At 73.2% G+C, this 20671-nt stretch carries 17 protein-coding genes; 4 read left to right on the top strand and 13 right to left on the bottom strand.

Annotated elements, in window-relative coordinates; all coding sequences use genetic code 11:
- Nucleotides 1–7: 7 nt before the first annotated feature.
- Together STRAU_RS09295 and STRAU_RS09290 are read right to left on the bottom strand one after the other, a co-directional pair.
- Nucleotides 8–679 (bottom strand): response regulator transcription factor, encoded by a 672-nt coding sequence (locus tag STRAU_RS09295; protein ID WP_016640016.1) that lies wholly within the window; start codon nucleotides 677–679, stop codon nucleotides 8–10.
- Entirely contained in the window at nucleotides 676–1848 is a 1173-nt protein-coding gene (locus STRAU_RS09290) for a sensor histidine kinase (RefSeq protein WP_037658380.1), read from the bottom strand. The genes STRAU_RS09295 and STRAU_RS09290 overlap by 4 nt, the downstream gene beginning before the upstream one ends.
- 136 nt (nucleotides 1849–1984) lie before the next feature.
- Here STRAU_RS09290 and STRAU_RS09285 point away from each other — a divergent pair, with 136 nt between their 5' ends.
- Entirely contained in the window at nucleotides 1985–3520 is a 1536-nt protein-coding gene (locus tag STRAU_RS09285; protein ID WP_016640014.1) for a DUF1349 domain-containing protein, read from the top strand.
- A 38-nt stretch (nucleotides 3521–3558) separates the two neighbouring features.
- On the opposite strand, the gene STRAU_RS09280 is transcribed toward STRAU_RS09285, so the two are convergent.
- The 8 genes from STRAU_RS09280 to STRAU_RS09245 form a co-directional block, all read right to left on the bottom strand.
- The gene (locus STRAU_RS09280) at nucleotides 3559–5136 is read right to left on the bottom strand and encodes a PTS ascorbate transporter subunit IIC (RefSeq protein ID WP_016640013.1); all 1578 of its coding nucleotides are present in this window, start codon (nucleotides 5134–5136) and stop codon (nucleotides 3559–3561) included.
- Nucleotides 5137–5172: 36 nt separating this feature from the next.
- Entirely contained in the window at nucleotides 5173–5943 is a 771-nt protein-coding gene (locus STRAU_RS09275; protein WP_037658378.1) for a PTS sugar transporter subunit IIAB, read from the bottom strand.
- A gap of 131 nt (nucleotides 5944–6074) precedes the next feature.
- Nucleotides 6075–7214, bottom strand: coding sequence for a baeRF2 domain-containing protein (locus tag STRAU_RS09270; protein ID WP_016640011.1), 1140 nt, complete (start codon nucleotides 7212–7214; stop codon nucleotides 6075–6077).
- A gap of 152 nt (nucleotides 7215–7366) precedes the next feature.
- Nucleotides 7367–9763, bottom strand: a complete 2397-nt coding sequence (locus STRAU_RS09265) for a SpoIIE family protein phosphatase (protein WP_016640010.1) — start codon at nucleotides 9761–9763, stop codon at nucleotides 7367–7369.
- A gap of 118 nt (nucleotides 9764–9881) precedes the next feature.
- The gene (locus tag STRAU_RS09260) at nucleotides 9882–10916 is read right to left on the bottom strand and encodes a hypothetical protein (protein ID WP_016640009.1); all 1035 of its coding nucleotides are present in this window, start codon (nucleotides 10914–10916) and stop codon (nucleotides 9882–9884) included.
- A 94-nt stretch (nucleotides 10917–11010) separates the two neighbouring features.
- Nucleotides 11011–12174 (bottom strand): epoxide hydrolase family protein, encoded by a 1164-nt coding sequence (locus STRAU_RS09255; RefSeq protein WP_016640008.1) that lies wholly within the window; start codon nucleotides 12172–12174, stop codon nucleotides 11011–11013.
- A gap of 203 nt (nucleotides 12175–12377) precedes the next feature.
- The gene (locus STRAU_RS09250; RefSeq protein ID WP_016640007.1) at nucleotides 12378–13928 is read right to left on the bottom strand and encodes a carboxylesterase/lipase family protein; all 1551 of its coding nucleotides are present in this window, start codon (nucleotides 13926–13928) and stop codon (nucleotides 12378–12380) included.
- Complete coding sequence (locus STRAU_RS09245) at nucleotides 13925–14935, bottom strand: MBL fold metallo-hydrolase (protein WP_016640006.1); 1011 nt, start codon at nucleotides 14933–14935, stop codon at nucleotides 13925–13927. Before STRAU_RS09245 ends, STRAU_RS09250 begins: the two co-directional genes overlap by 4 nt.
- 137 nt (nucleotides 14936–15072) lie before the next feature.
- Here STRAU_RS09245 and STRAU_RS09240 point away from each other — a divergent pair, with 137 nt between their 5' ends.
- The 3 genes from STRAU_RS09240 (at nucleotide 15073) to STRAU_RS09230 (ending at nucleotide 18275) form a co-directional block, all read left to right on the top strand.
- Complete coding sequence (locus STRAU_RS09240) at nucleotides 15073–16002, top strand: helix-turn-helix domain-containing protein (RefSeq protein WP_016640005.1); 930 nt, start codon at nucleotides 15073–15075, stop codon at nucleotides 16000–16002.
- A 93-nt stretch (nucleotides 16003–16095) separates the two neighbouring features.
- Nucleotides 16096–16893 (top strand): arylamine N-acetyltransferase family protein, encoded by a 798-nt coding sequence (locus STRAU_RS09235; protein ID WP_037658376.1) that lies wholly within the window; start codon nucleotides 16096–16098, stop codon nucleotides 16891–16893.
- Between the two features lie 125 nt (nucleotides 16894–17018).
- On the top strand, nucleotides 17019–18275 hold the full coding sequence (locus STRAU_RS09230) for a GNAT family N-acetyltransferase (protein WP_037658413.1): 1257 nt from the start codon (nucleotides 17019–17021) through the stop codon (nucleotides 18273–18275).
- Nucleotides 18276–18296: 21 nt separating this feature from the next.
- On the opposite strand, the gene STRAU_RS09225 is transcribed toward STRAU_RS09230, so the two are convergent.
- From STRAU_RS09225 to STRAU_RS09215, 3 genes are all read right to left on the bottom strand, one after another.
- Nucleotides 18297–19034: a fused DSP-PTPase phosphatase/NAD kinase-like protein gene (locus STRAU_RS09225; protein ID WP_016640002.1), complete on the bottom strand. Its 738-nt coding sequence runs from the start codon at nucleotides 19032–19034 to the stop codon at nucleotides 18297–18299.
- 191 nt (nucleotides 19035–19225) lie between these two features.
- Nucleotides 19226–20152 carry a hypothetical protein gene (locus STRAU_RS09220; RefSeq protein WP_016640001.1) on the bottom strand — a complete coding sequence of 309 codons (927 nt, stop codon included), beginning with the start codon at nucleotides 20150–20152 and terminating at the stop codon, nucleotides 19226–19228.
- Nucleotides 20149–20671: PEP-utilizing enzyme (locus tag STRAU_RS09215; protein WP_037658374.1), on the bottom strand; the 523-nt coding region annotated here is incomplete at its 5' end. The genes STRAU_RS09215 and STRAU_RS09220, both read right to left, overlap by 4 nt.

Genomic DNA, 20671 nt, shown 5'->3' with positions numbered 1-20671 from the left:
AAGTCCATCAGGCAGCCGGGGCCTCGGCGATGCGGTAACCCACCCCGGGCGTCGTCGTGATGACGGGCGGGCTGCCCAGCTTGCGGCGCAACCGGCCGACGGTGACGGTCACCGTGTTGGTGAAGGGGTCGGCGTTCTCGTCCCACACCTGCTCCAGGAGGTCCTCGGCGCTCAGGAATCCCGGGCTGGCGCGCAACAGCGCCTCCAGGACGGCGAGTTCCTTGACGGACAGCTCAAGGCGACGGCCGTCGCGGAGGGCGGTCCGGTGTACCGGGTCGAGTTCGAGGCCGGCGGCGCGCAGCACCCGGGCTCCGGCCCGCGGCCTGCGCCGGGCCAGGGCCCGGAGGCGAAGGATCAGCTCGGGGAAGTGGAAGGGCTTGGCGAGGTAGTCGTCGGCGCCGAGGGTGAGGCCGCTGACCCGGTCGCCGGGAGCCCCGGCCGCCGTCAGCATCAGCACCATCGGGCGCTCGTCCCGCTCGGTGATCATCTGGCAGAGCGTGTCGCCGTGGAGGCCGGGCAGGTCGCGGTCGAGGACCACCACGTCGTACGCGTTCAGGTCGAGCTTGGCGGCGGCGGTCAGGCCGTCGTACGCGACGTCGACGGCCATCCCCTGATCCCGCAGCCCCTCCGCGACGACATCGGCGAGCGACCGCGCGTCCTCCACCACCAGAACCCTCACGGTGTCACCCCTCCCCCACCGGCCGCCGGCGGCAGCACCGCCGTCACGCGCAGGCCGCCCTCCGGCCGGGCCAGGAGGGCCAGGCGGCCGCCGTGCGCCGCGACGATCGCGGCGACGATCGACAACCCCAGGCCGGAACCGGCCTCCGACCCCGTCCGGTCGGCGGCAAGGCGCTCGAACGGCTGCGTCAGCCGGTCCACTTGACTCTGGTCGAGGACGCTTCCGCCGCTCTCGACGACGAGGCGCGCCTCGGTCTCGTCGTGTTCCGTGGAGATCCGGATCCAGCCGCGCTGCTGGTTGTGGACGATCGCGTTGTCGACCACGTTCTCCACCATCCGGGACAGCAGTGCCGGGCTCCCCGGCGTCCAGGCGTCCGCCCGCACGGCATCGTCGACGGTCAGCGTCTTCGCGGCGATGTCGGCGGCCCGGGCGGTGAGCGCCTCCCGCGCGAGCTCGCCGAGCGGCACCGGGGTCCGGTCGGTGAGGGTGCCGTGCTGCGCCCGGGCGAGGACGAGGAAGCCGTCCAGCAGGTGGTCCACCCGGTCCAGCTCGGTCCGCAACCGGCCGGCGAGCGCGACGGTCCCCGCCGCGGGGTGCGGTTTCGCGACGGCCACGTCCAGCGAGGCCCGCATCGTCGCCAGCGGCGTACGCAGTTCGTGCGAGGCGTTGCCGACGAACCGGCGCTGTGCGACGAAGGAGGCTTCGAGGCGTTCCAGCAGTCCGTCGACCGTGTCGGCGAGCTCCTTGACCTCGTCGACGGGTCCGGTCACGGCGAGCCGCTGATGCAGGTTCTGCGCGGAGATCCGCCGGGTCGCCGCGGTGATCAGCCGCAGCGGGCGCAGGACGCGGCCGGCGAGCACCCGGCCGAGCAGGAGCGAGAGACCCACCATCACCACCAGCGCGATCAGCGAGCCGACGACGAGCTGGTGGTCCTGCTGGCCGTGCGCGTCCGAGAGTTGCCCTTCCAGGTCCCGGATCCGCTGCTCGGCGGCGGCGAGGCCCGGCCGAGCCGGCCGATCGGCCGGGGGCTGCTCAGGAGCGGCGCTGGTCACCTGGGAACCGGACATGAGGTAGGTCAGGGCGAGCAGCACGATGCCGGACCCGAGGAACCCGGCGGCGTACAACATCGTGAATCGCCGTCGGACGGTCCCGCCGCGCAACTTGCCCATGGTCCTCTCCCCGTTCGGAACCGCCCTGAACCGGCTTGGAACCGGCCGGACTCAGGATGATGCCGCGCCGCGCCTAACAGCGACATGACAGGGACGGTTCGGACCGCGTTAGGCCCGGATCCGTAGAACCGGGTCCATGTCTACGAACAACGAACTGCTCCGGCGGGAGTGGACCAGGTTCCGACGTCCCGGACGGCTGATCGCGATGGCGGCCGCGGCCCTGGTCGTCGTCGCCCTCGGTCTGCTCTACGCATCCGGCAACCACGCTTCCTGCGACGGCCCGTGCCCGGACGATCCCGTCGGTCCTGACGGCTCCCTCGTCGACGACCAGTTCTCCTTCCTGCATCGGGACCTGGGCGAGAACGGCAGCATCACGGTCCGGATGACGTCCATGACGGGCACGATCACCTACCCGCCGCCGAACCACGACCGGATCGTCCCGGGCCTGGTGCCGTGGGCGAAGGCCGGGATCATCATCAAGGACGGAGTCCGCCGGGGGTCCTCCTACGCGGCGTTGATGCTCACCGGCAGCCACGGTGTGCGCATGCAGCACGACTACCGCCATGACACCGCGGGCAGCGACCACGGTGGTGTCTCGGCCAAGTCACCGCGCTGGCTGCGGCTGACGCGGTCGGGCGAGACGGTCACCGGCTACGAGTCCGCGGACGGTGAGCGCTGGGCCAAGGTCGGCACGGCGCGGCTGTCCGGTCTGCCCAGGACGGCGCGAGTCGGCCTCTTCGCCGCGTCTCCCGGCGATCTGACGCTGCGGCCCGTCGGCCTCGGCGGCGCCACGGAGGAGGTGCGTTTCACGCAGGCCAGTGGTGTCTTCGACAACGTGACCCTCAAAGGGGCGGCCGCCGCCGGTGGTTGGACCAAGGACGCCGTCGGCGAGATGAACCAGACGGACTGGGAGAAGAACCACAAGGCGTCCGGGGCGGTCGAGGAGAGCGGCACGTTCACCGTCACCGGCACCGGCGACATCGGCCCGGGAGGCGCCGAGGGCGGCGCTCGCACGGTGGAGCACACCCTCGGCGGCCTGGCCATCGGACTGCTCATCGTGCTCGTGGTCGCGATCCGGTTCGCCACCTCCGCACGGCACGACGGACCCACGGGCGGCGCGCCGCTCACCCGCCGCGAGCTCACGGCGGAGGCCGTCGTCGTCGGCGCCGTCACGTTCGTCACCGGTCTCCTCGCCGTCGGCACCGTGGTCCCGGCGGGCCTGGCGATCCTGAAGAAAAACGGGGTTCCCGTCATCGAAGTCCCCGCGCTCACCGGAGTGCGGGTCGTCGTCGGCGTGGCCGCGGCACTCGCCCTCGCCGCGGTGCTCGCCCTCGCGCTCGCCACCCTGCTCCGGCGCGCCTGGCCGGCGATCCTCGTCGCCGCCCTGACGATCGCGGCCCCGTACGCGGTGACCTCTTTCCCGCTGCTGCCCGACGGCCTCTCGCAGTGGCTGCTGCGGATCACCCCGGCCGCCGCCTTCGCCACCCAGCAAACCCTCGTCGCATACCCGCAGGTGACCGCGCACTACGCGCCCTCCGCCGGATACTTCCCCCTGCCTTGGTGGGGCGGAATGGCCGTGCTGTGCGCGTACGCGGCGCTGCTCGTGGGGCTGGCTCTGCGCCGACTGCCGGCGGGCGGTGAGCGAGCCGGGGAGCACGTGGACTGGAGGTGATCCGGTACGAAGGCCCGGGGCGGGCCCGGCCGCGCGCGTCAGGCGTCCGTCCCGGGCGGCGGCGGAGGCTTCGGTGCGCCCGGCGGCGGGGCGATCCTCGCGTACGTACCCGAAGGCGGCGCGGCACCGGCGTCCGGTCCGGCGGTGGCCGTCCCGGCCGGGCGGGGCAGGAGTGCGTCGCGTCGGGCGCCCGGGTCCCAGCCCGTCTCCACGACCCGCTTCTGCACGACGATCGCGGCGGCCAGGATCACCGCGCCGATGAGCAGCATGAGGACGGCGCCGCCCACCGTGCCCGCCTTGGCGGCGTTGCCGACGAGGGAGCCGAACCAGCCGAAGTCGGCGTCGCCGAACGTGGTGTTCTCCTTGCCGAAGGCACCGAGCACCTTCAGGAGCAGGGCGGGCAGGAAGGTGATGAGGACGCCGTTGAGGAACGCGCCGACGACGGCGCCGCGCCGGCCGCCCGTCGCGTTGCCGTAGACCCCGGCGGCGCCGCCCGTGAAGAAGTGCGGCACCAGGCCGGGCAGCACGAGCGCGAGGCCGAGGGCGGGCTCGAAGATCCAGGCGAGCAGGCCGAGGCCGGCCAGGCCGCCGACGAAGCTGGAGATGAAGCCGACCAGGACGGCGTTCTGCGCGTACGGGAAGACGATCGGCGCGTCCAGGGACGGCACCGCGCCGGGCACGACGCGGTTCGCGATGCCCTGGAAGGCGGGCACCAGCTCGCCGAGGATCGTACGGACACCGAAGAGGATCACCGCGACCGCGATGCCGAACTGCAGCCCCTGCATGACCGATTGCATGACGTACGCGCCGACGTCGGGCGCCGCCGGACCGCCGTCGACGGCGAACGCCTTGAAGGCGCTCTGCTTGCCGACCTTGGCGAGGAGGACCAGCGACATGATCAGGTAGATGAGGACCATGGACAGGGCCGTGGCCACCATCGAGTCGCGCAGGAAGCGCAGGCCCTCGGGGAGCTTCATGTCCTCCGTGGAGCGGCTGCGCCGGCCGACCACCTGGCCGGTCGCGCCGGCGACGACGTACCCGGCCGTCCCGAAGTGACCGATGGCGACGGTGTTGTTGCCGGTGACGCGCTTGGTCCAGGGGTGCGCGAAGGCGGGCATCGCGACCAGCATGATGCCGAGCAGCACACCGCCGACGACGACCACGACCCACGAGCGCTGCCCGGCCGTCGCGAGCACCATCGTCAGGAGCGTGGCCATGAACAGCATGTGATGGCCGGTCAGGAAGACGTAGCGCAGCGGGGTGAAGCGGGCCAGGACCAGGCTCACGGCGAAGCCGAGGATCATCAGCCAGGCGACCCGGGAGCCGTACTCGGCCTGGGCGATACCGACGATGGCCTCGTTCGTCGGGATCACGCCGTGCGCACCCGTCGAGCCCTGGATCATCTCGCCGAGCGGGGCGAGCGCGGCCACGACGAGGCCGGCGCCCGCGCCGATGAGCAGGAACCCGAGCGTCGCCTTGATCGCGCCGCCGACGATCTGGCCCGCCGACTTGCGCAGCGCGATCAGGCCCGCGGCGGTGATGAGCCCGATCAAGTACGCGGGCTGGCTGAGGATTTCGTTGACCAGGAACTTCGCGAGGGATACCAGCCAGTCCAAGGCTCTTCCTTACCTGTCGTCCTTGCGTGCGCCCGCCTACACGTCGTATGTGTCCCGCAGGACGCGGTCGGCCTCGGTGGTGGAGGTGAAGTCGTCGACGACCCGCACGGGGACGCCGACGTCGCCGAGGGCCTTGGCGATCTCCCGGGACGTGAGGATGGCGACGGCCTCGGACGCCTTGCCCTTGGCGGAGATGGTGTCCGTGGCCTCGACGGTCACGTACCGGCTCCAGCCCCAGCGGTCGAGGACCTGCTCCAGGGTGTTCTTGAGGAAGAGGCTGGTGCCGAGGCCGTTGCCGCACACGGTGAGGATCTTGTGCACGGCGGGCCCGGCCGTGGGTCCGGACTCGCGGGGAGGCCGCTCCCCCGCCAGCAGCGCGTGCACCGCCGCAGGCGTCGGGGCCGCCCGCAGGGCCCGTCCCGTCTCGGGGTCGGCGAGCAGCCGGGCCAGGGACGCCATGGCCTCGGTGTGCGCGGAGGCGTCCGTGGCGGCGAGCGCCACGACCAGGTCGACCGGGTCGTTCGTCTCGTGCCCGAACTCCACCGGCCGCGCGAGCCGCACCCAGGACATGCCGGTGCGCAGCACCGCGGGCGAGGGCCGCGCGTGCGCGAACGCGAAACCGGGGGCGACGACGATGTAGGGCCCGCTGTCCACCACGGTCCGGATCATCTCCGCCGTGTACGCGTCCGTGCTGCTGCCCGTCGCCACGAGCAGGTCGCCCGCGGCGCCGATCGCGGCACGCCAGTCCTCGGCCGCCACGTCGAGCCGGATCGCCTCGACCGGCAGGAGATCGCTCACAGACACCATGTGGTTGATCGTTTCACAGAGCCCCCCGGAGACGGCAGCCCACATTTCCGGGCAGCCTCACCGGCTCGGCCCGTTGCCGCCTCACCGGCTCGGCCCGCTGCCGCCTCACCGGCTCGGCCCGCTGCCGCCTCTCAGGCCGCACTCGGCTCGTACGTCCAGCGCAGCAGGGCGCCGAGTCCTCCGGCCGGGATGTCGTCGCTCACCTCCTCGAACGGAATGATCAGGACGTCGGCGGACGTGGCCGCCGCTGAACGCAGCAGCGCGTCGTCGGCGCGTACGGAGACGGGCGCGCCGTCGCCGAGCGCTTCGGCGTCGGTCCGCCGCACCGCCAGCTGGTCAGGATCGGTGCCCGCCCACATCTCGCGGTGCAGGTCAGGCCCGTCGGGCCGGACCAACAGGGTGTCGATGCGGTGCTCGCGGGCGGCGTCCACCACCGCGGGCACGCCCTCCACGGCGTCGGCGGGCCGGTCGGTGCCCACGCGGCCCGCCCGGAAGCGGTCGAGCACCTCGCCGACGTGCCGGCGCAGATGCTCCTGGCAGGCGTTCTCGATGGCCTCCTCCAGCGCCGCGGAGCCCGAACCGGCGGCGCGGCCACCGTGCTCCGTCTCGACCGTCACGGCGCGAACGGCTTCCGGCAGCTTGTCGCGCACAGCCGGCCGCTCACGGGGGTCGCCCACCAGCACGACGAGGTCGGCGCCCGACTCCTCAAAGGCCGCGGCCAGCGCCTCGGCGATCTCCGCGGCGTTGTGCTCCCAGGTGTTCTCCACCTTGAGCTGGAAGTGCCGTTCGGACCAGTCGGAGGTGGCGGTGCGGTGCACCGGCCACTGCGCTCCCTCGACATGCCCGCAGTCCCGCGGGCCGGCCGCGGTCCGCCGCTCGAAGTCGGCGCCGGTGCGGTCGATGTAGGCGATCAGGCTCACCGGGTCCTGGCCGCACAGCTCCAGCAAGGGGGTCAGCCGCGGAAGAGCGGCCCAGCAGGCGAAGCCGCCCTGGAGCCGCCGGGGCAGCCGGTGGCTCAGCACGACCTCACCACCGGTGGCGAAGAGGACGCGCCCCGCGGGGTCCTCGGCGGGCGAGAGCCCCGTCAGGCCCTCGCGGACCGCCGCGACGGTGGGCTCGTCCGCACCTTCCTGTTCCAGGGTCCGGCACATCTCCCGCACGGACAGTTCACGGCGCTTCGCGCCCGCCTCGTCCGCCTGACCGGGGTCGAAGTACACCGTCGCCCAGGGGCCGGGCCGGTCCAGGAGGGGTTGCAGAAATGAAAGACGCATGGTGACTCACTCCGAGCGTTCGTCCTTGGGGGCCCGCGACCACGTTCCGTACGCGGGTCACGGCTCTGCCACGTCGGTTCCGGGATCAAGCATCGCGATCACCTCTGTATCTCCGGCTCCCCTGGCACAAAGGGGCGCAAACCACCCCGGGCTCACGTCGCCGGGAACGCCTGTTCCGTCCAGATGGTCTTGCCGGAGGGGGTGTAGCGCGTTCCCCACCTCTGGACGAGCTGCGCGACGATGAACAGGCCGCGGCCGCCTTCGTCCTCTTCGCCGCTGTGCCGCAGGTGGGGTGAGGTATGGCCGGTGTCCGCCACCTCGCACAGGAGGGTGCGGTCACGGATGAGGCGTACTTGGATCGGCCCTTCGGCGTACCTGACCGCGTTGGTCACCAGCTCGCTCACGACGAGCTCGGTCGCGAACGACAGGTCTTCGAGGCCCCAGTGGTGCAGCTGCTGGGTGGCCAGCTCCCGCGCCTTGCCCGCCGCGACCGGTTCCGCGGGCAGCTCCCATTCGGCGACCTGTGACGTGTCGAGTTCGCGGGTGCGGACGAGCAGCAGGGCGGTGTCGTCGGCCGTCGAGCCGCCCGGCAGGAGTTCCGCCACGGCCCGGTCGCACAGCTCTTCGAGCGACGCGTGCCGGTCGCTGAGGACCCGTCCCAGAGTGTCGAGTCCCTGGTCGATGTCGCTGTCGCGGGCCTCGACCAGGCCGTCGGTGAAGAGAGCAAGGAGGCTGCCCACGGGCAGCTCGATCTCCAGCGACTCGAACGGCAGGCCGCCCAGGCCGAGGGGCGGGCCCGCCGGCAGGTCCGGGAACGACGGCTTGCCGTCCGGGCCGACGACCGCCGGTGGCAGGTGCCCGGCCCTGGCCATGACGCAGCGCCGCGAAACCGGGTCGTAGACCGCGTAGAGACAGGTCGCGCCGGTGGTCACGTCGGTGTAGGTGCCGTCGGGCGTTCCCAGCTCGGCCCGCTGCTCCTCCGCCGACTGCGCCACCAGATCGTCGAGCCGCGACAGCAGCTCGACGGGGTCCATGTCCATCTGGGCGAACGCGCGTACGCTCGTCCGCAGCCGTCCCATGGTGGCTGCCGCCTGCAGCCCGTGTCCGACCACGTCCCCGACCACGAGCCCGACGCGGGTTCCGGACAGCGGGATGACGTCGAACCAGTCACCGCCGACCCCCGTCACGTCGTCCGTGGGCAGATAGCGGTAGGCCAGGTCGACCGCCGACTGCTCCGGCACGTGTCGCGGCAGCAACTGGCGCTGGAGGACCAGGGAGGCGGTCCGCTCACGGGTGAAGCGGCGGGCGTTGTCGATGGACACAGCCGTTCGGGCGACCAGTTCGTCGGCCAGCGCGACTTCGCCGCTGTCGAAGGTGGCCGGCCCCGTGCCGCGCAGGAAGGTGATGAGTCCCAGCGTGCTGTTCCCGGCCCGCAGCGGCACGACCAGGGCCGCGCCGTCGAGTACGAGCCCGCCCGAGGAGAGGCTGCGATCCTGCGGCGAACCGGGAGGGTAGTCCACGGGTGGGCGGTCCGCGAGCGGAGAAGGCCGTGGTCCCGGCTTTTCCTGGTCGTCGTCCTCGGCCGAGCAGTGGGCGACCCGCACCAGAGACATCGCCGCCGAGTTGCCCGTGGGCGGCACCTCGCCCTCCAGCACCGCCTTCGCGAGGTCGACCGTGACGGTGGTGGCGAATTCCGGTACCGCCACTTCAGCGATGTTCTCGGCGACGACCGTCACATCGAGGGCGGTCCCGATGCCGCGGCCCGCTTCGACGAGCAGGGCCAGCCGCCGCTGGGCCCGGTGGCGATCGGTGATGTCGAAGGCGTCCTCACACACACCGAACACGTGTCCGTCGGCGTCCTGGAGCCGGTAGTAGGCGCACGACCAGAGGTGGTCCGTCTCCGGGTCGCTGGGCGGCCGGCCCTGGAAGTGCAGGTCCAGAAATGAGTCTCCCGTGTCCAGCACGTGGCGCATGACCGTGTCGAGCGTGGGCGGATGCCCCTTGGTCACGAACTTTCCCTCGGAGTACAACTCATCGGGCCGGGCGCCGCGGAACTCTTCGAGCGGTCGTCCCATCTCCTGTTCGTACGCTGTGTTGCACCAGGTCAGGTGCAGGTCGGAGTCGTAGATCGCCAGACCGACGGGCGACTGGGTGGCCAGCCCGTGCAGGAGGGCCAGCCGGGATTCCCACAGCCGGAGATCCTGCAGCTCCGCCACGACGAGGACACGCGCCGCGGGGCCGGCGCCCGGCAGGGGACACACCGCGATGGCCACGATCAGCTCGCGCCCGTTCCGGTGCCGGGCGACGCGGATCTCGTTCCCGCGGATCTCGGGCGGCAGATCCGGGACGGACGGTTCCGGGCCGGGTCGCGACAGGAACGTGGTCAGCGGCCGGCCGACGATCTCCTGCGGCCGATAGCCGAGGAGCCGCTCCGCCGCGAGGCTCCATCCGATGACCGCGTCCTGGGCGTCGACCACCGCCGTGGCCGCCCCGGTGACGTCGAGGGGACCACGAAAGTCAGCGCTTCGCTCCGCGTTCCATGCCGTCATGACGCCGCACCAGCCCCGTTCCTTCCCTACAGAATCCGCTGTCCCCGGGGGAGGCACAACCCGATCCCCCACCGCGAGCCCGGCGACGGCGGGCGGCAGGCTCCCCCGGGCGGAGCGGTCAGCGCGTCTCCGACGCCTTGCGGAGCGCGGTGATGCAGGTGTTGATGGCCTGCTGGAGCTCCTCCAGGCGCTGGACCATGTCGTCCTCGTAGAGGGCGTCGAAGTCGACGGCGTCGTCGAGGGTGAGCTCCTCGAAGACCTTGGTGGCCTTCTGCAGGCTGCTGTAGAACTTCGTGCGCCGCTCCTGCACGCGAAGTTCGGGGTCGGCCTCGACGGTCTCGGCGACGAGGGTCTTCACCGTGTCGTACGCCTCCGCGGCCCACTCGCCGGCTTCCTCGGAGTCGTCCAGCTCGTCGAGGAGGGACAGGTGCCGCTCGGCCTCGGCGCGCAGTTCGGCGGGGGCGTCGAGGGTCTGCCCGGCGGGCGTGCGGATCTGGCCCTCCTCGGCGACCTTGCGGACGTACTCGATGCGGTCGGCGGCCCTGGCCTCGCCCGCGACGGCCTTCTTCAGGTCGTCGGTGCGGGCGATGTCGCGGGCCAGCTCGGTCTGCAGGGCCGGGTCCTCCTTGAGCCGGTCGAGCAGCGCGTGCCGGGCGGCCTGGGCGGTGGAGGGGTCGGCGAGGATCGCCGCGCGCAGCGCGGTGGGGTTCTCGGCGACCTCCAGGGCCTTGGTGGGGCGGATGCCCTCCGCCTCGGCGGCCGCGGTGATCGCGGTGCCGCGCGCGGAGGTGGCGCTGGAGCGCGGGACGTAGTACGTCAACCAGACGTCGGCGTCGGGGAGTTCGACGTCCTGGCCGGGCGCGAGCGCCTCGAAGTGGGGCACGAGCCCGTCGTCGGCGGCCTTGTCCCATGCCTTGTAGTAGCGCATGACGCGCTCGGCGGAGCAGCCGGCCAGATCGGCGAACTCCTTCGCCGAGAGCTTCGGCGTCTCGTCGGCGGCCTGCCCGCCGGGCCGCACGCTGCGGGCCACCTTCAGTCCGAAGGTCCAGCCGCCGGTGCGCGCGTAGGCCCCGAACTCGCGGGCGTCACGCTCCACGAGTTCCCGCGTGCCGACCGGTTCAGCTGCTTCGGGCGCGACGATGGCTACGGTCACTGATTACTCTCCGGGTGGGTCACAAGCTGCAAAGAAGCAGAAAGAAACAGAACGTACAGCCTATATCGACCCACCACTGCGGAGTCCCGCCGGGCTAGCCCTCGTGGCCCCCGCGCCGCAACGGGCCGAAGAACGCCCGCAGTTCGGCGGCCACCTGGTCCGGTTCCTCGTGGGCCATGAAGTGTCCGCCGCGGCGCGGGGTGCTCCAGTGCCGCAGGTCGGTGAAGACGCGTTCGGCGAGGCTCCTGGGGTAGTCGGCGTACGCCGGTTCGTGACTGAGCGTGACGGCTGCGGGGGCCGTGACGGGCGGCATCGGCTGGTTCAGGTGGTAGTCGTAGTACTGCCGGAAGGACGAGCCGATGCTGCCGGTGGCCCAGTAGAGGGTGGCGACGGTCAGCAGGGTGTCCCGGTCCCAGCGCCGGGTGACGTCGCCGTCGCAGTCGCTCCAGTCGCGGTACTTGTCGACGATCCACGCGAGCAGCCCGGCGGGCGAGTCCATCAGGGCCGCGGCGACCGTGTCGGGGCGGGTGCACATGATCTCGCTGTAGCCCTGGTCACCGATGTCATAGGCGGCCAGTGCGTCCAGGTACGTCTGCTCGGCGGGCGTCGGCGGCTCCTTGTCGAAGTCGGCGCTGACGACGGCGGAGGTGATGTGCACACCGGCTACCCGGTCGGGGTACAGCGCGCCGAGCCACTGCGTGACACCGCCGCCGATGTCGCCGCCGAACGCCCCGTAGCGCTCGTAGCCCAGTGTCTCGGTCATGAGGGAGTGCCAGGTCTCGGCGACGCCCCGGCGGGTGAACGGCCCTTGCGGCAGGCCGGAGTAGAGGAATCCGGGAAGCGAGGGGACGACCACGTCGAAGGCGTCGGCGGGGTCGCCGCCGTACGCGGCCGGGTCGGCCAGGCGGCGCGCCGCGGGCAGCATCTCGACGAAGCTGCTCGGCCAGCCGTGGGTGAGGACCAGCGGCAGCGGCGCGGGCGCCCCCTCGGGGCGGCGGCCGCGCAGCCGCACGAAGTGCACGCTGCTCCCGGCCACTTCGGCGACGTGGTGCGGCAGTTCGTTGAGCGCGGCTTCGGCGGCACGCCAGTCGAAGCCGTCGGCCCAGTACGCGACGAGGTCACGCAGGTACGCGGGGTCGGTGCCGGCCGCCCAGGGCGCGGCGTCGGACGCGGTGGTGAAACGGGTGCGGGTCAGTCGTGCGCGCAGGTCGCCGAGGACGTCGTCGGACACGGCGATGCGGAAAGGCTTGAGGGTCATGGTTCCTTCGCTCAGGAGTACGGGAATGCTTCGGCGCGGGCCGAGCCGTGCGCTCCTGGGCGAACTGCCGTGCGTTCAGACGCAGTTGGCGGCCAGGAGGGCCCGGACGGTGCGGTCGGCTGCGGTCGTACGCGGAGTCGTACGCAACGGGCTCACCTCCTTCGTGGGGCTCGCGCGGACAGGTGCCGCGCGGCGTAGCCCGACTATACATACCCCGGCCCCCACGCGGCCCGCTCGGCGGCATCCGGATCGTCGGCCGGGGTCCACGCGACGTCGATGCGCATCGTCGCCCTGCGCCGGTCGTCGTACGGCTCCCAGCCCGGGTCGCCCGTCGCGGCGAACCGGACCCAGGCCGCCCGCATCCGGCCGGAGAGTTCCGCGAGCCGGGCCGCGGCGGCCGGTGGCGCGGCCGGGCCGAGGACGCCGTCGGTGCCGTACAGCGCGGGCAGGTCGGTCCTGCCGAAGACGAAGGGCAGCTCGACGGTGTGGGCGGCGCCGAGTGCTCCGCCGAGGGCGGGCGACCGCCAGGCGAACACGTAACGGTGCGTGCGGGACGGGGACTTGGCCGCGTGGGCGTCGGCCAGGGCCCGGCTGCCCGCGCCGAAGAGTGCCTCGGCGAGGATGCCGGACCGCAGTGCGCCGAAGGACGCGCCGGGCCGGGCCGCGCGGTGGGCGGCGACAAGCTCCGCCGGGCGCGGGTGCGCTCGGGCCGCGGTGGCCTCGACGTCGGCGGCGGTCGAGGCGGCGTACGCGCCTTGGGGCACGAGGTAGAGGTTGCCCTCCTGCGCGGTGGTGCCGACGAGGAGGTCGACATCGGGTGTGCCGGGGCGTGCGGCCAGGGCGTGGGCGGGCTGTTCGGCGAGCACCGGGCCGAGCGGGCTGAGGCCCATGAGCGGGTCGGTGTGGCTCGCCGTGCGCAGATCGAGGCCCGTGAGCGACGGTGTGATGCCGACGAGGCGTTCGTCGGGGACGGCGGCGAACGCCCCGGCGCGGGCCTCGACGCCGAGCGCGGCCGCCGCGGCCCGGGTGACGCGGGCGGCCTGCTCGGGGCTGAACGCGCCGAGCCCGCTGCCGCTCTGCACGACGGCGCGCCGGAAGAGGCCGGTGGCCTCGGGGTCCGCGAGGAGCGCGGCCACCAGCGTGGCCCCGGCGGACTGCCCGAAGACGGTCACCGCGTGCGGGTCCCCGCCGAACGCGGCGATCTCGTCGCGCACCCAGCGCAGGGCGGCCCGCACGTCCAGGAGCCCGCGGTTCGCGGGCGCCCCCGGCAGGTCGAGGAACCCCTGGAAGCCCAGGCGGTAGTTGAGGGTCACCAGGACGACGCCGTCCCGGGCGAGCGCCGAGCCGTCGTACAGCGCCGCCCTCGTGGACCCGGCGACGAAGCCGCCCCCGTGGACGAACACCATGACCGGGAGGGGCCGTTCGGCCACCCCTCGGTCCGCGGCCGGGGTGCGCACGTCGACGGTGAGGTAGTCGTCGCCGCGGACCCAGCCGGGGCCGAAGTAGGGCGACATGTCGAGGCCGCCCAGTCGGCGCTCGCCCTGCGGCGCGGTCGGCCCCGGCGTGGTGGCGTCGCGCACGGCGGTCCACGGCGCGTGCGGCTCCGGCGCGGCGAACCGGGCGGCGCCGCGCGGCGGTGCAGCGTACGGGATGTTGAGGAAGGCGGCGACTCCGTCGCGTACGAAGCCGCGTACCGGGCCGTTGGCCGTGGTGACCACGGGGCCGGTGGCCACCGGCGGATGCGTGCGGTTCATGCGGCCGCGCCCTCCCTCCGCTCCGTGCCGGACGCCCGGCTCAGGGGCGCCCACGCCTTGAGAGCGAAGGCGCCCGGCGTGCGCGCGACCTCCAGGGCGCCGTGGCCGCCGAAGTGGGCGGGGACGACGAGGGCGTGGTGGTCGGCGGCCCAGCCGAGCAGCCGCCGCCGTGTGGTGCGGGCGCCCGCCGGGTCCTCGCAGAAGCAACTGTTGCAGTCGGGCCACAGCACCTGCGCCGGGCTGTGCAGGAGGTCGCCGACGAACAGCGCCCGGTCGCCGCCCGACTCCAGCGTCACCACGGACGAGCCGGGGGTGTGGCCGGGGGCGAGGTCGAGGCGCAGGTTGGCGTCGATCCGGTGGCTGCCCTCCCACAGCAGGGTCTGGCCCGCCTCGCGGACGGGGGCGACGCTGTCCTCGAACACGTTCTGGTTCCCGCGGCCCAGCACCGACCGGTGCCCGTTCGCCGGGTTCCAGAAGTCGAAGTCGTCCCGGGCCATCAGGTGGACGGCGCGGGGAAACGTCGGGACCCAACTCCGGCCTTCCAGGCGGGTGTTCCAGCCCACGTGATCCACATGGAGGTGGGTGTTGACGACGACGTCCACGTCCTGCGGGGTGACGCCCGCGGCGGCCAGGCGGTCCAGATAGCCCGTGTCCCGGTGGGCCCACACCGGGCTGTAGGGCCGCTCCTTGTGGTTGCCGACCCCGGTGTCGATCAGGATGTTCCTGCCCTCGCTGCGCAGCAGCCAGGTCTGGACGGCGGAGCGTACGACGCCGGTCCCGCCGTCGAGGAAGTCCGGCCGCAGCCAGGCGGCCTCCTCGCCCCGCCATGCGTCGGCCGGGATGCCGGGGAAGAAGGTGGCGGGGGTCAGGCCGACCGGTCCGCAGTACTCGATGACGCGGGTGACGCTGACGTCGCCCAGTTCGACGCGGTCGACGGTCCGCCCGAGGACGACGTCCGGTGCCTGATCCGGTGCCTGATCCGGTGCCTGGTCCGCTGTCCGGTCCACCGCTCGGTTTGCCGCTTGGTTCGCTGTCCGGTTCATGGACCCACCGTCCGGCGGCCGCAGCGGCGCAGCCACACCCGCCGCTGCCTACCCCTCGCAGGGTCAGGCTCCCGGCGCGCCCCGGGCCGATACTGGGCCGCATGGACGGACAGAGCACGCTCGGCGCGTTCCTGCAGGCCCGCAGGTCACGGCTGCACCCGGACGACATCGGGCTCAAGACGTACGGCGAGCGGCGCCGCGTGCCGGGGCTGCGCCGCGAGGAGCTGGCCCTGCTCGCGGGAGTCAGCGCCTCGTACTACTCCCGGCTCGAACAGGGGCAGTCCCACAACGCCTCGCCGGAGGTCCTGGACGCCCTCGCCCGCGCCCTCGGCCTGGACGAGTCGGAGCGCCGTCACCTGCACGATCTGGCGGCGAGCGCCGCACGGCGGCACAAGGGCCTGCGCCGCCCGCCCGACGAACACCTCAGCGACGCCACCCGGCACCTCCTGGACGCCCTCGCGGACGTACCGGCCGTCGTCCTCGGCCGCCGCACCGACGTCCTCGCCTGGAACGCCCTCGGCCACGCCCTGTTCGCCGCCCACCTGCCCGCCGACGGCCCCGACCACGCCGCGAACCGCCCCAACATGGCCGCGCTCGTCTTCCTCGACCCGGACACGCGCGCGCTGTACGCCGACTGGGAGACGAAGGCGCGGTCGGTGGTCGCCAACCTCCGCGAGGTGGTGGGCCGCCACCCCGACGACGCGCGGCTGGCCTCCCTGATCGGTGAACTGACGATGAAGAGCGCCGAGTTCAGCGGCCTGTGGGCGGACCACCAGGTACGCGCATGCGACGCGACGCCGCACGCCATGCACCACCCGCTGATCGGCGCCGTCACGGTCACCCAGCAGGCCCTGCGCACCGCGGACGACCAGACCGTCGTGGTCGCGCACACGGTCCCCGGGTCGGCGTCGCGCGCGGCCCTGGCGCTCCTCGCCGACCGGAGCACACCAGCCGACGCGCCGCCCCGCCCGGCGTTTCCCCAGGTCAGTGGGCTGCTCGGGGAGCCGGGCCGGGCGGGACCGAAGTCCTAGGACCGGGGAAGCCAAAGCCCTAGGGCCGGGGAACGGGGGCCGCCCCTTCCGTGGTTGGTGGCCCCGCCCGTCACGGACGGCGAGACTTGGCCCATGGATACCGCACAGACAGCCGCCTATCTGCGGCGCATCGGCGTCGAGCGCCCCGCAGCCCCGACCGCGTCGGCCTTGCGCGAGCTGCACCTCGCGCATGTGCGCAGCGTTCCCTTCGAGAACCTCTCCATCCACCTCGGCGAGGAGGTCGACCTCACGGAGCAGGACCTGCTCGCGAAGGTCGTCGACCGGCGGCGCGGCGGGTTCTGCTACGAACTCAACGGCGCCTTCGCGGCGCTGCTCGCCGCGCTCGGCTTCGAGGTCACGCTGTTGCAGGCCCGGGTGTACGGCGACGACGGCCTGCCGGGCATTCCGTACGACCACCTGGCGCTGCGGGTACGGACGGAGGACGGCGGTGACCGCCTTGCCGACATCGGCTTCGGCACCCACAGCCACCTGCCGCTCGACCTGTCCGAGCGCGGTGAACAGGGCGACCCCGGCGGCACGTTCCGCATCGCCGACGCGCCCGGCGGTGACCTGGACGTCTTCAAGGACGGCAAGCCGCAGTACGTGATCGACCAGCGTCCGCGCGCGCTGGAGGACTTCGTCTCCGGCGCGTGGTACCACCGCACGTCACCGAAGTCGCACTTCACGCAGTCGCTGGTGTGCAGCCTCGTCACCGAGACCGGCCGCGTGACGCTCGGCGGCAACAAGCTCACCGTCACCACCGGCGGCGAGCGCGACGTCACGGAACTCGCCACGGACACCGAGGTCCTTGCGGCGTACGAGACGCACTTCGGCATCTCCCTCAAGCAGGTTCCACAGGTGGCGAAGCCCGTACGGGTAGGCGGCCGGTAGCCGGGGCCGGGACAGAGCACGGAAAGGCCGCTTTGTCCAGGCTCCTTGGCGCGAAACGCACGCCCGGACAGCCGGTGATCTTCGTCGCGGCGCGTGCGGCCCGCACGGACGTAGGCTGCCGCACTGTGAAGAGACACATACCTTTCCGGCGGCTGCACAACTTCCGTGACCTGGGCGGCTATGTCACTGAGGACGGCCGCGGGGTGCGGTGGGGGCAGGTGTACCGGTCCGACTCGCTGAGCAAGCTGCGGGACGCCGACTGGGACCGCTTCCTCGCCCTGGGTGTCCGCACCGTCATCGATCTGCGCTATCCGTGGGAGATCGAGGCGAAGGGACGGGTCCCCCGGCACCCGTCGTTCGCCTACCACAACCTGAGCATCGAGCACCGCCCCTACGACCAGCCCTCGTTGGGCCCGGACGTGGCGACGGGTCCGTACCTCGCGGAACGCTACCTGGAGGTCGCGGAGGACGGCGTCAAGGAGCTGCGCCGCGCCCTCGAAGTGATCGCCGACGGCGGGGCGGGCCCGGTGGTGTTCCACTGCGCCTCCGGCAAGGACCGCACGGGCCTGCTCGCCGCCCTGGTGCTCGCCCTGCTCGGCGTCGCCGAGGCCGACATCGTCGAGGACTTCGCCCTCACCGAGCTGGCATCGGACCGTCTCCTCGCGGACTGGCGCGCCGCCAACCCCGACCGGGACCGGGTGTGGCCGGGCTACGGGCGCGCGCCCGCCGAGGTCATGCGGCTGTTCCTCGCCGGGATGGCCGAGCGGTACGGCTCCCTGCGCGCGTACGCCACCCATCTCCTCGGCGCCGACGACGAGTTGGTGGCCGCGCTGCGCCGGAATCTGCTCGAGCCGGAGGCCGGGCGCGAGCTGTCCTTCCGGCGCGCCGACACATCCGACGCCCCTGTGCTCGTACGGCTGCGGGACGAGGCGGCGCGCTGGCAGATCGCGCGGGGCATCGCCCAGTGGGAGCCGGGCGAGCTGGGCGAGGAGTACTTCCGCGCCCGCCTCGCGGACAGCGAGATCTGGATCGCGACGCTCGGCCCGGAAGGACCGGTCGCGGGCGCCTGGGAGCTGTGGTGGGACGACCCGGCGGCCTGGGGCCCGCAGCCGCCGACCGCGGGTTATGTGCACCGTCTGATGACGGACCGCCTCGTCGCGCCCGCCGGCACCGGGCGGCGCATGCTCGCCCACGCCGAGCGCCGCATCCGCGCCGCCGGGCGCGACCTGTGCCGCTTGGACTGCCGCGCCAACAACCCGCGGCTGCGGGCGTACTACGCAGACGCAGGGTACGAGGACGTCGGCGAGCTCCCGGCCAAGGACGGCGGCGTCGCCGGGCGGTACGCGGTCACGCTCCTGCAGAAGCGGCTCAGCGACGACTAGCGGGGGTTCGAAGACAGGCTCTCAGAGCGAGGCTTTGATGCGGCGGGGCGCGTCGGCGATGCGGCTGATCAGCGAGACGACTCCGGGTGGCTGCCGGCTGGCGTGCCGGTCGGCGCTCAGCACGTAGTAGATCTGCTCCAGGGACGGCGGGCCCACGGCGAGCGTGCGCAGCGCCGCCTGGCGGGACGTGGCCTGCCCGGTGCGGACCAGATAGGCGGCGGCCATCGACCCGGTGCGGCCGACGCCCGCGCCGCAGTGCACGAAGACCGGCCCGTCCGCTTCCGCGACGACGCGCAGGAAACGGTCCACCTGCCGGCCGTCGGGGGTCTGTCCGTCGCGGATCGGCATGCGGACGACGTGCAGTCCGGTGCGCTTCGGCTGGGCGAGCGCGGCGCCGCTCAGGTCCTCCGCGCGCAGGTCCACCACGGTGCGGATGCCGTGCGCCGCGAGGGCCCGGTAGCCGTCCGGGCTGGGCGCGGAGCCGCGCCACAGCCGGTCGTCGACGGGCTGGAAGTGCTTGATGCCGGCCAATTCGCCGTCGTCCGGGGCGTGTTCACCGGCCCAGGCCGACACCGCGAGCACGCCGAGGGCCGAGGTGAGCCAGAAGACCGTGTAGCCGAGGACGCACAGGACGACGGCTTTCAGCGCGCGGCGTGTGATCGGGTGCCGGGGTTTCAGTCCGCCCCACGCCCGGGCACCGGCGGCGCGCGCGGAGGCGAGGAGGGCGGCGGCACGGGCGGGTGCGGCAGCGGACGACAAACGGTCACCACCTGACGGCGTACGCGTGGGCGCGGGCCGGATCGGGGCGGAAGGAAGCGGGGACGGGGACACGGGGAAGGGTGGCCCCCGCGCCTTTCAGGCTACCCGCGTCCAGCACCCCCGGCGACCGGCTCCGGCCGTCTCACCAGGCACTTTGGCCCCGCTCAACACCCCTGATGCCCCCTGGCACCTCACTCGTCGCGGTGGCCGGACCGCACCTGGCTCTCGCCGAGTACCTTCGCCCGGGTGCGTTGCGCTGTCGTGTCGCCAAGACATCCGCTGAGCCGCATGACGTCGTGCTCGGACAGGGCGGGACGTATCACCCCGGCCCAGACGTCCGTCCCCAGACGGGTCAGCGGTGCCCGCACGTTGAGGGCGGCAGTGGAGCGCCGACACCGCTCCCACAGCTCGCGCGCGGCGAGCGCGCGGGCGTCCGCGCTGTCGGTGCCGCGCACCTCGACCTGGTAGACGACGGTGGTCGCGGCGGAGCCGTGTGCCGTTCCCGGGCGGGTCTGCGTGGCGTCGGACAGCGTGTCCACGAGGAGGGCGAGCAGCAGTCCGCACGCCGCGACGACGGCGGTCACGACGAACGCCCGGGCGGCGCGGGGCCGTGGCACGGCCTGGGTTTCCTCCAACTCCCTTGAGAGAACGCCGAGTTCGTTCAGCGGGGGCGCGGTCAGCCGGGTGAGACGCCCGGCGAGCCGGCGTTCGGCTCCGTGGCGGGCGGTGGCCGCCGCGATCTTCTGTACGATCCACGCGACGCCGGACAGCAGCACTCCGGCCGCCATCAGGACGGGCACGAAGACGTACGTGCGGTGGGTGCCGTCGGGGTCGTACGGCTCCAGCCAGCGGAACCGTGCCGAGCCCCGCTGCTCCGCGCCGGTCTCGCGCAGCCTGCGCCACACCTCCTCGGTGCGCTCTCCCGATGCGGCCACCTGCCGTTCGAGGCGGCCGAGGCGGCTCAGGAGCACCGTGCAGACGAGCAGACCTTCGACGACCAGGAGCAGCACCCCGCAGATGAGGGCGCGCTGCCACTCCCAGCGGGTGAGGTAGACCACGCTGTAGGTGGCGGCCGAGGCGGCGGTGAGGCCGCCGAACAGGTAGCTCACGTACCTCATGACGCCATGCCCTCCCGGTAGTCGGGACAGCCGGGCGGCAGCGGGCCGTCACCGTCGCGGGGACCGGCCGGCGCGTCCATGCTCGCGCCGCCTCCAGCCGAGTCCGTACGCACGCTGCCCCCGGCCCCCTCCGTGACGCGCTCCGTCGCCTCGGCCAAGGCCGTCACGCGTATCTCGTCCACCGCCCCCGTTCCCCCGTCCACGGACATCCGTGTCCCCTCCGGGAAGCGTTCGACCGCGTCGGGGACGCCCACGGCTGTGGGTACGTCGTACTCGCGGGCGAGGACGGCGAGATGGGAGAGGACGCTGCCGGTCTCGGCGACCAGGGCCGCGAGTGCGGGCAGCAGGGGTGCGAGGGACGGGTCGAGGGTGCGGACGACCAGGACCGGGCAGCGGGGGCGCTCGCCCGCGCCGTGCCACGCGGTGCCCGAGCCGAAGCCGCCGCCCGCGCCTTGTCCGGCTCCGGCCGCGCCGGACCTGCCGGGTTCGGGCACCGGCCGCCCGGCGGCGAGGCGGAAC

The organism is Streptomyces aurantiacus JA 4570 (assembly GCF_000414115.1).
In the GTDB taxonomy this organism is placed as follows: Bacteria; Actinomycetota; Actinomycetes; order Streptomycetales; family Streptomycetaceae; genus Streptomyces; species Streptomyces aurantiacus_A.
Note: the sequence above shows the minus strand (reverse complement) of the source record. Positions and strands in the feature narration are given on the sequence as shown.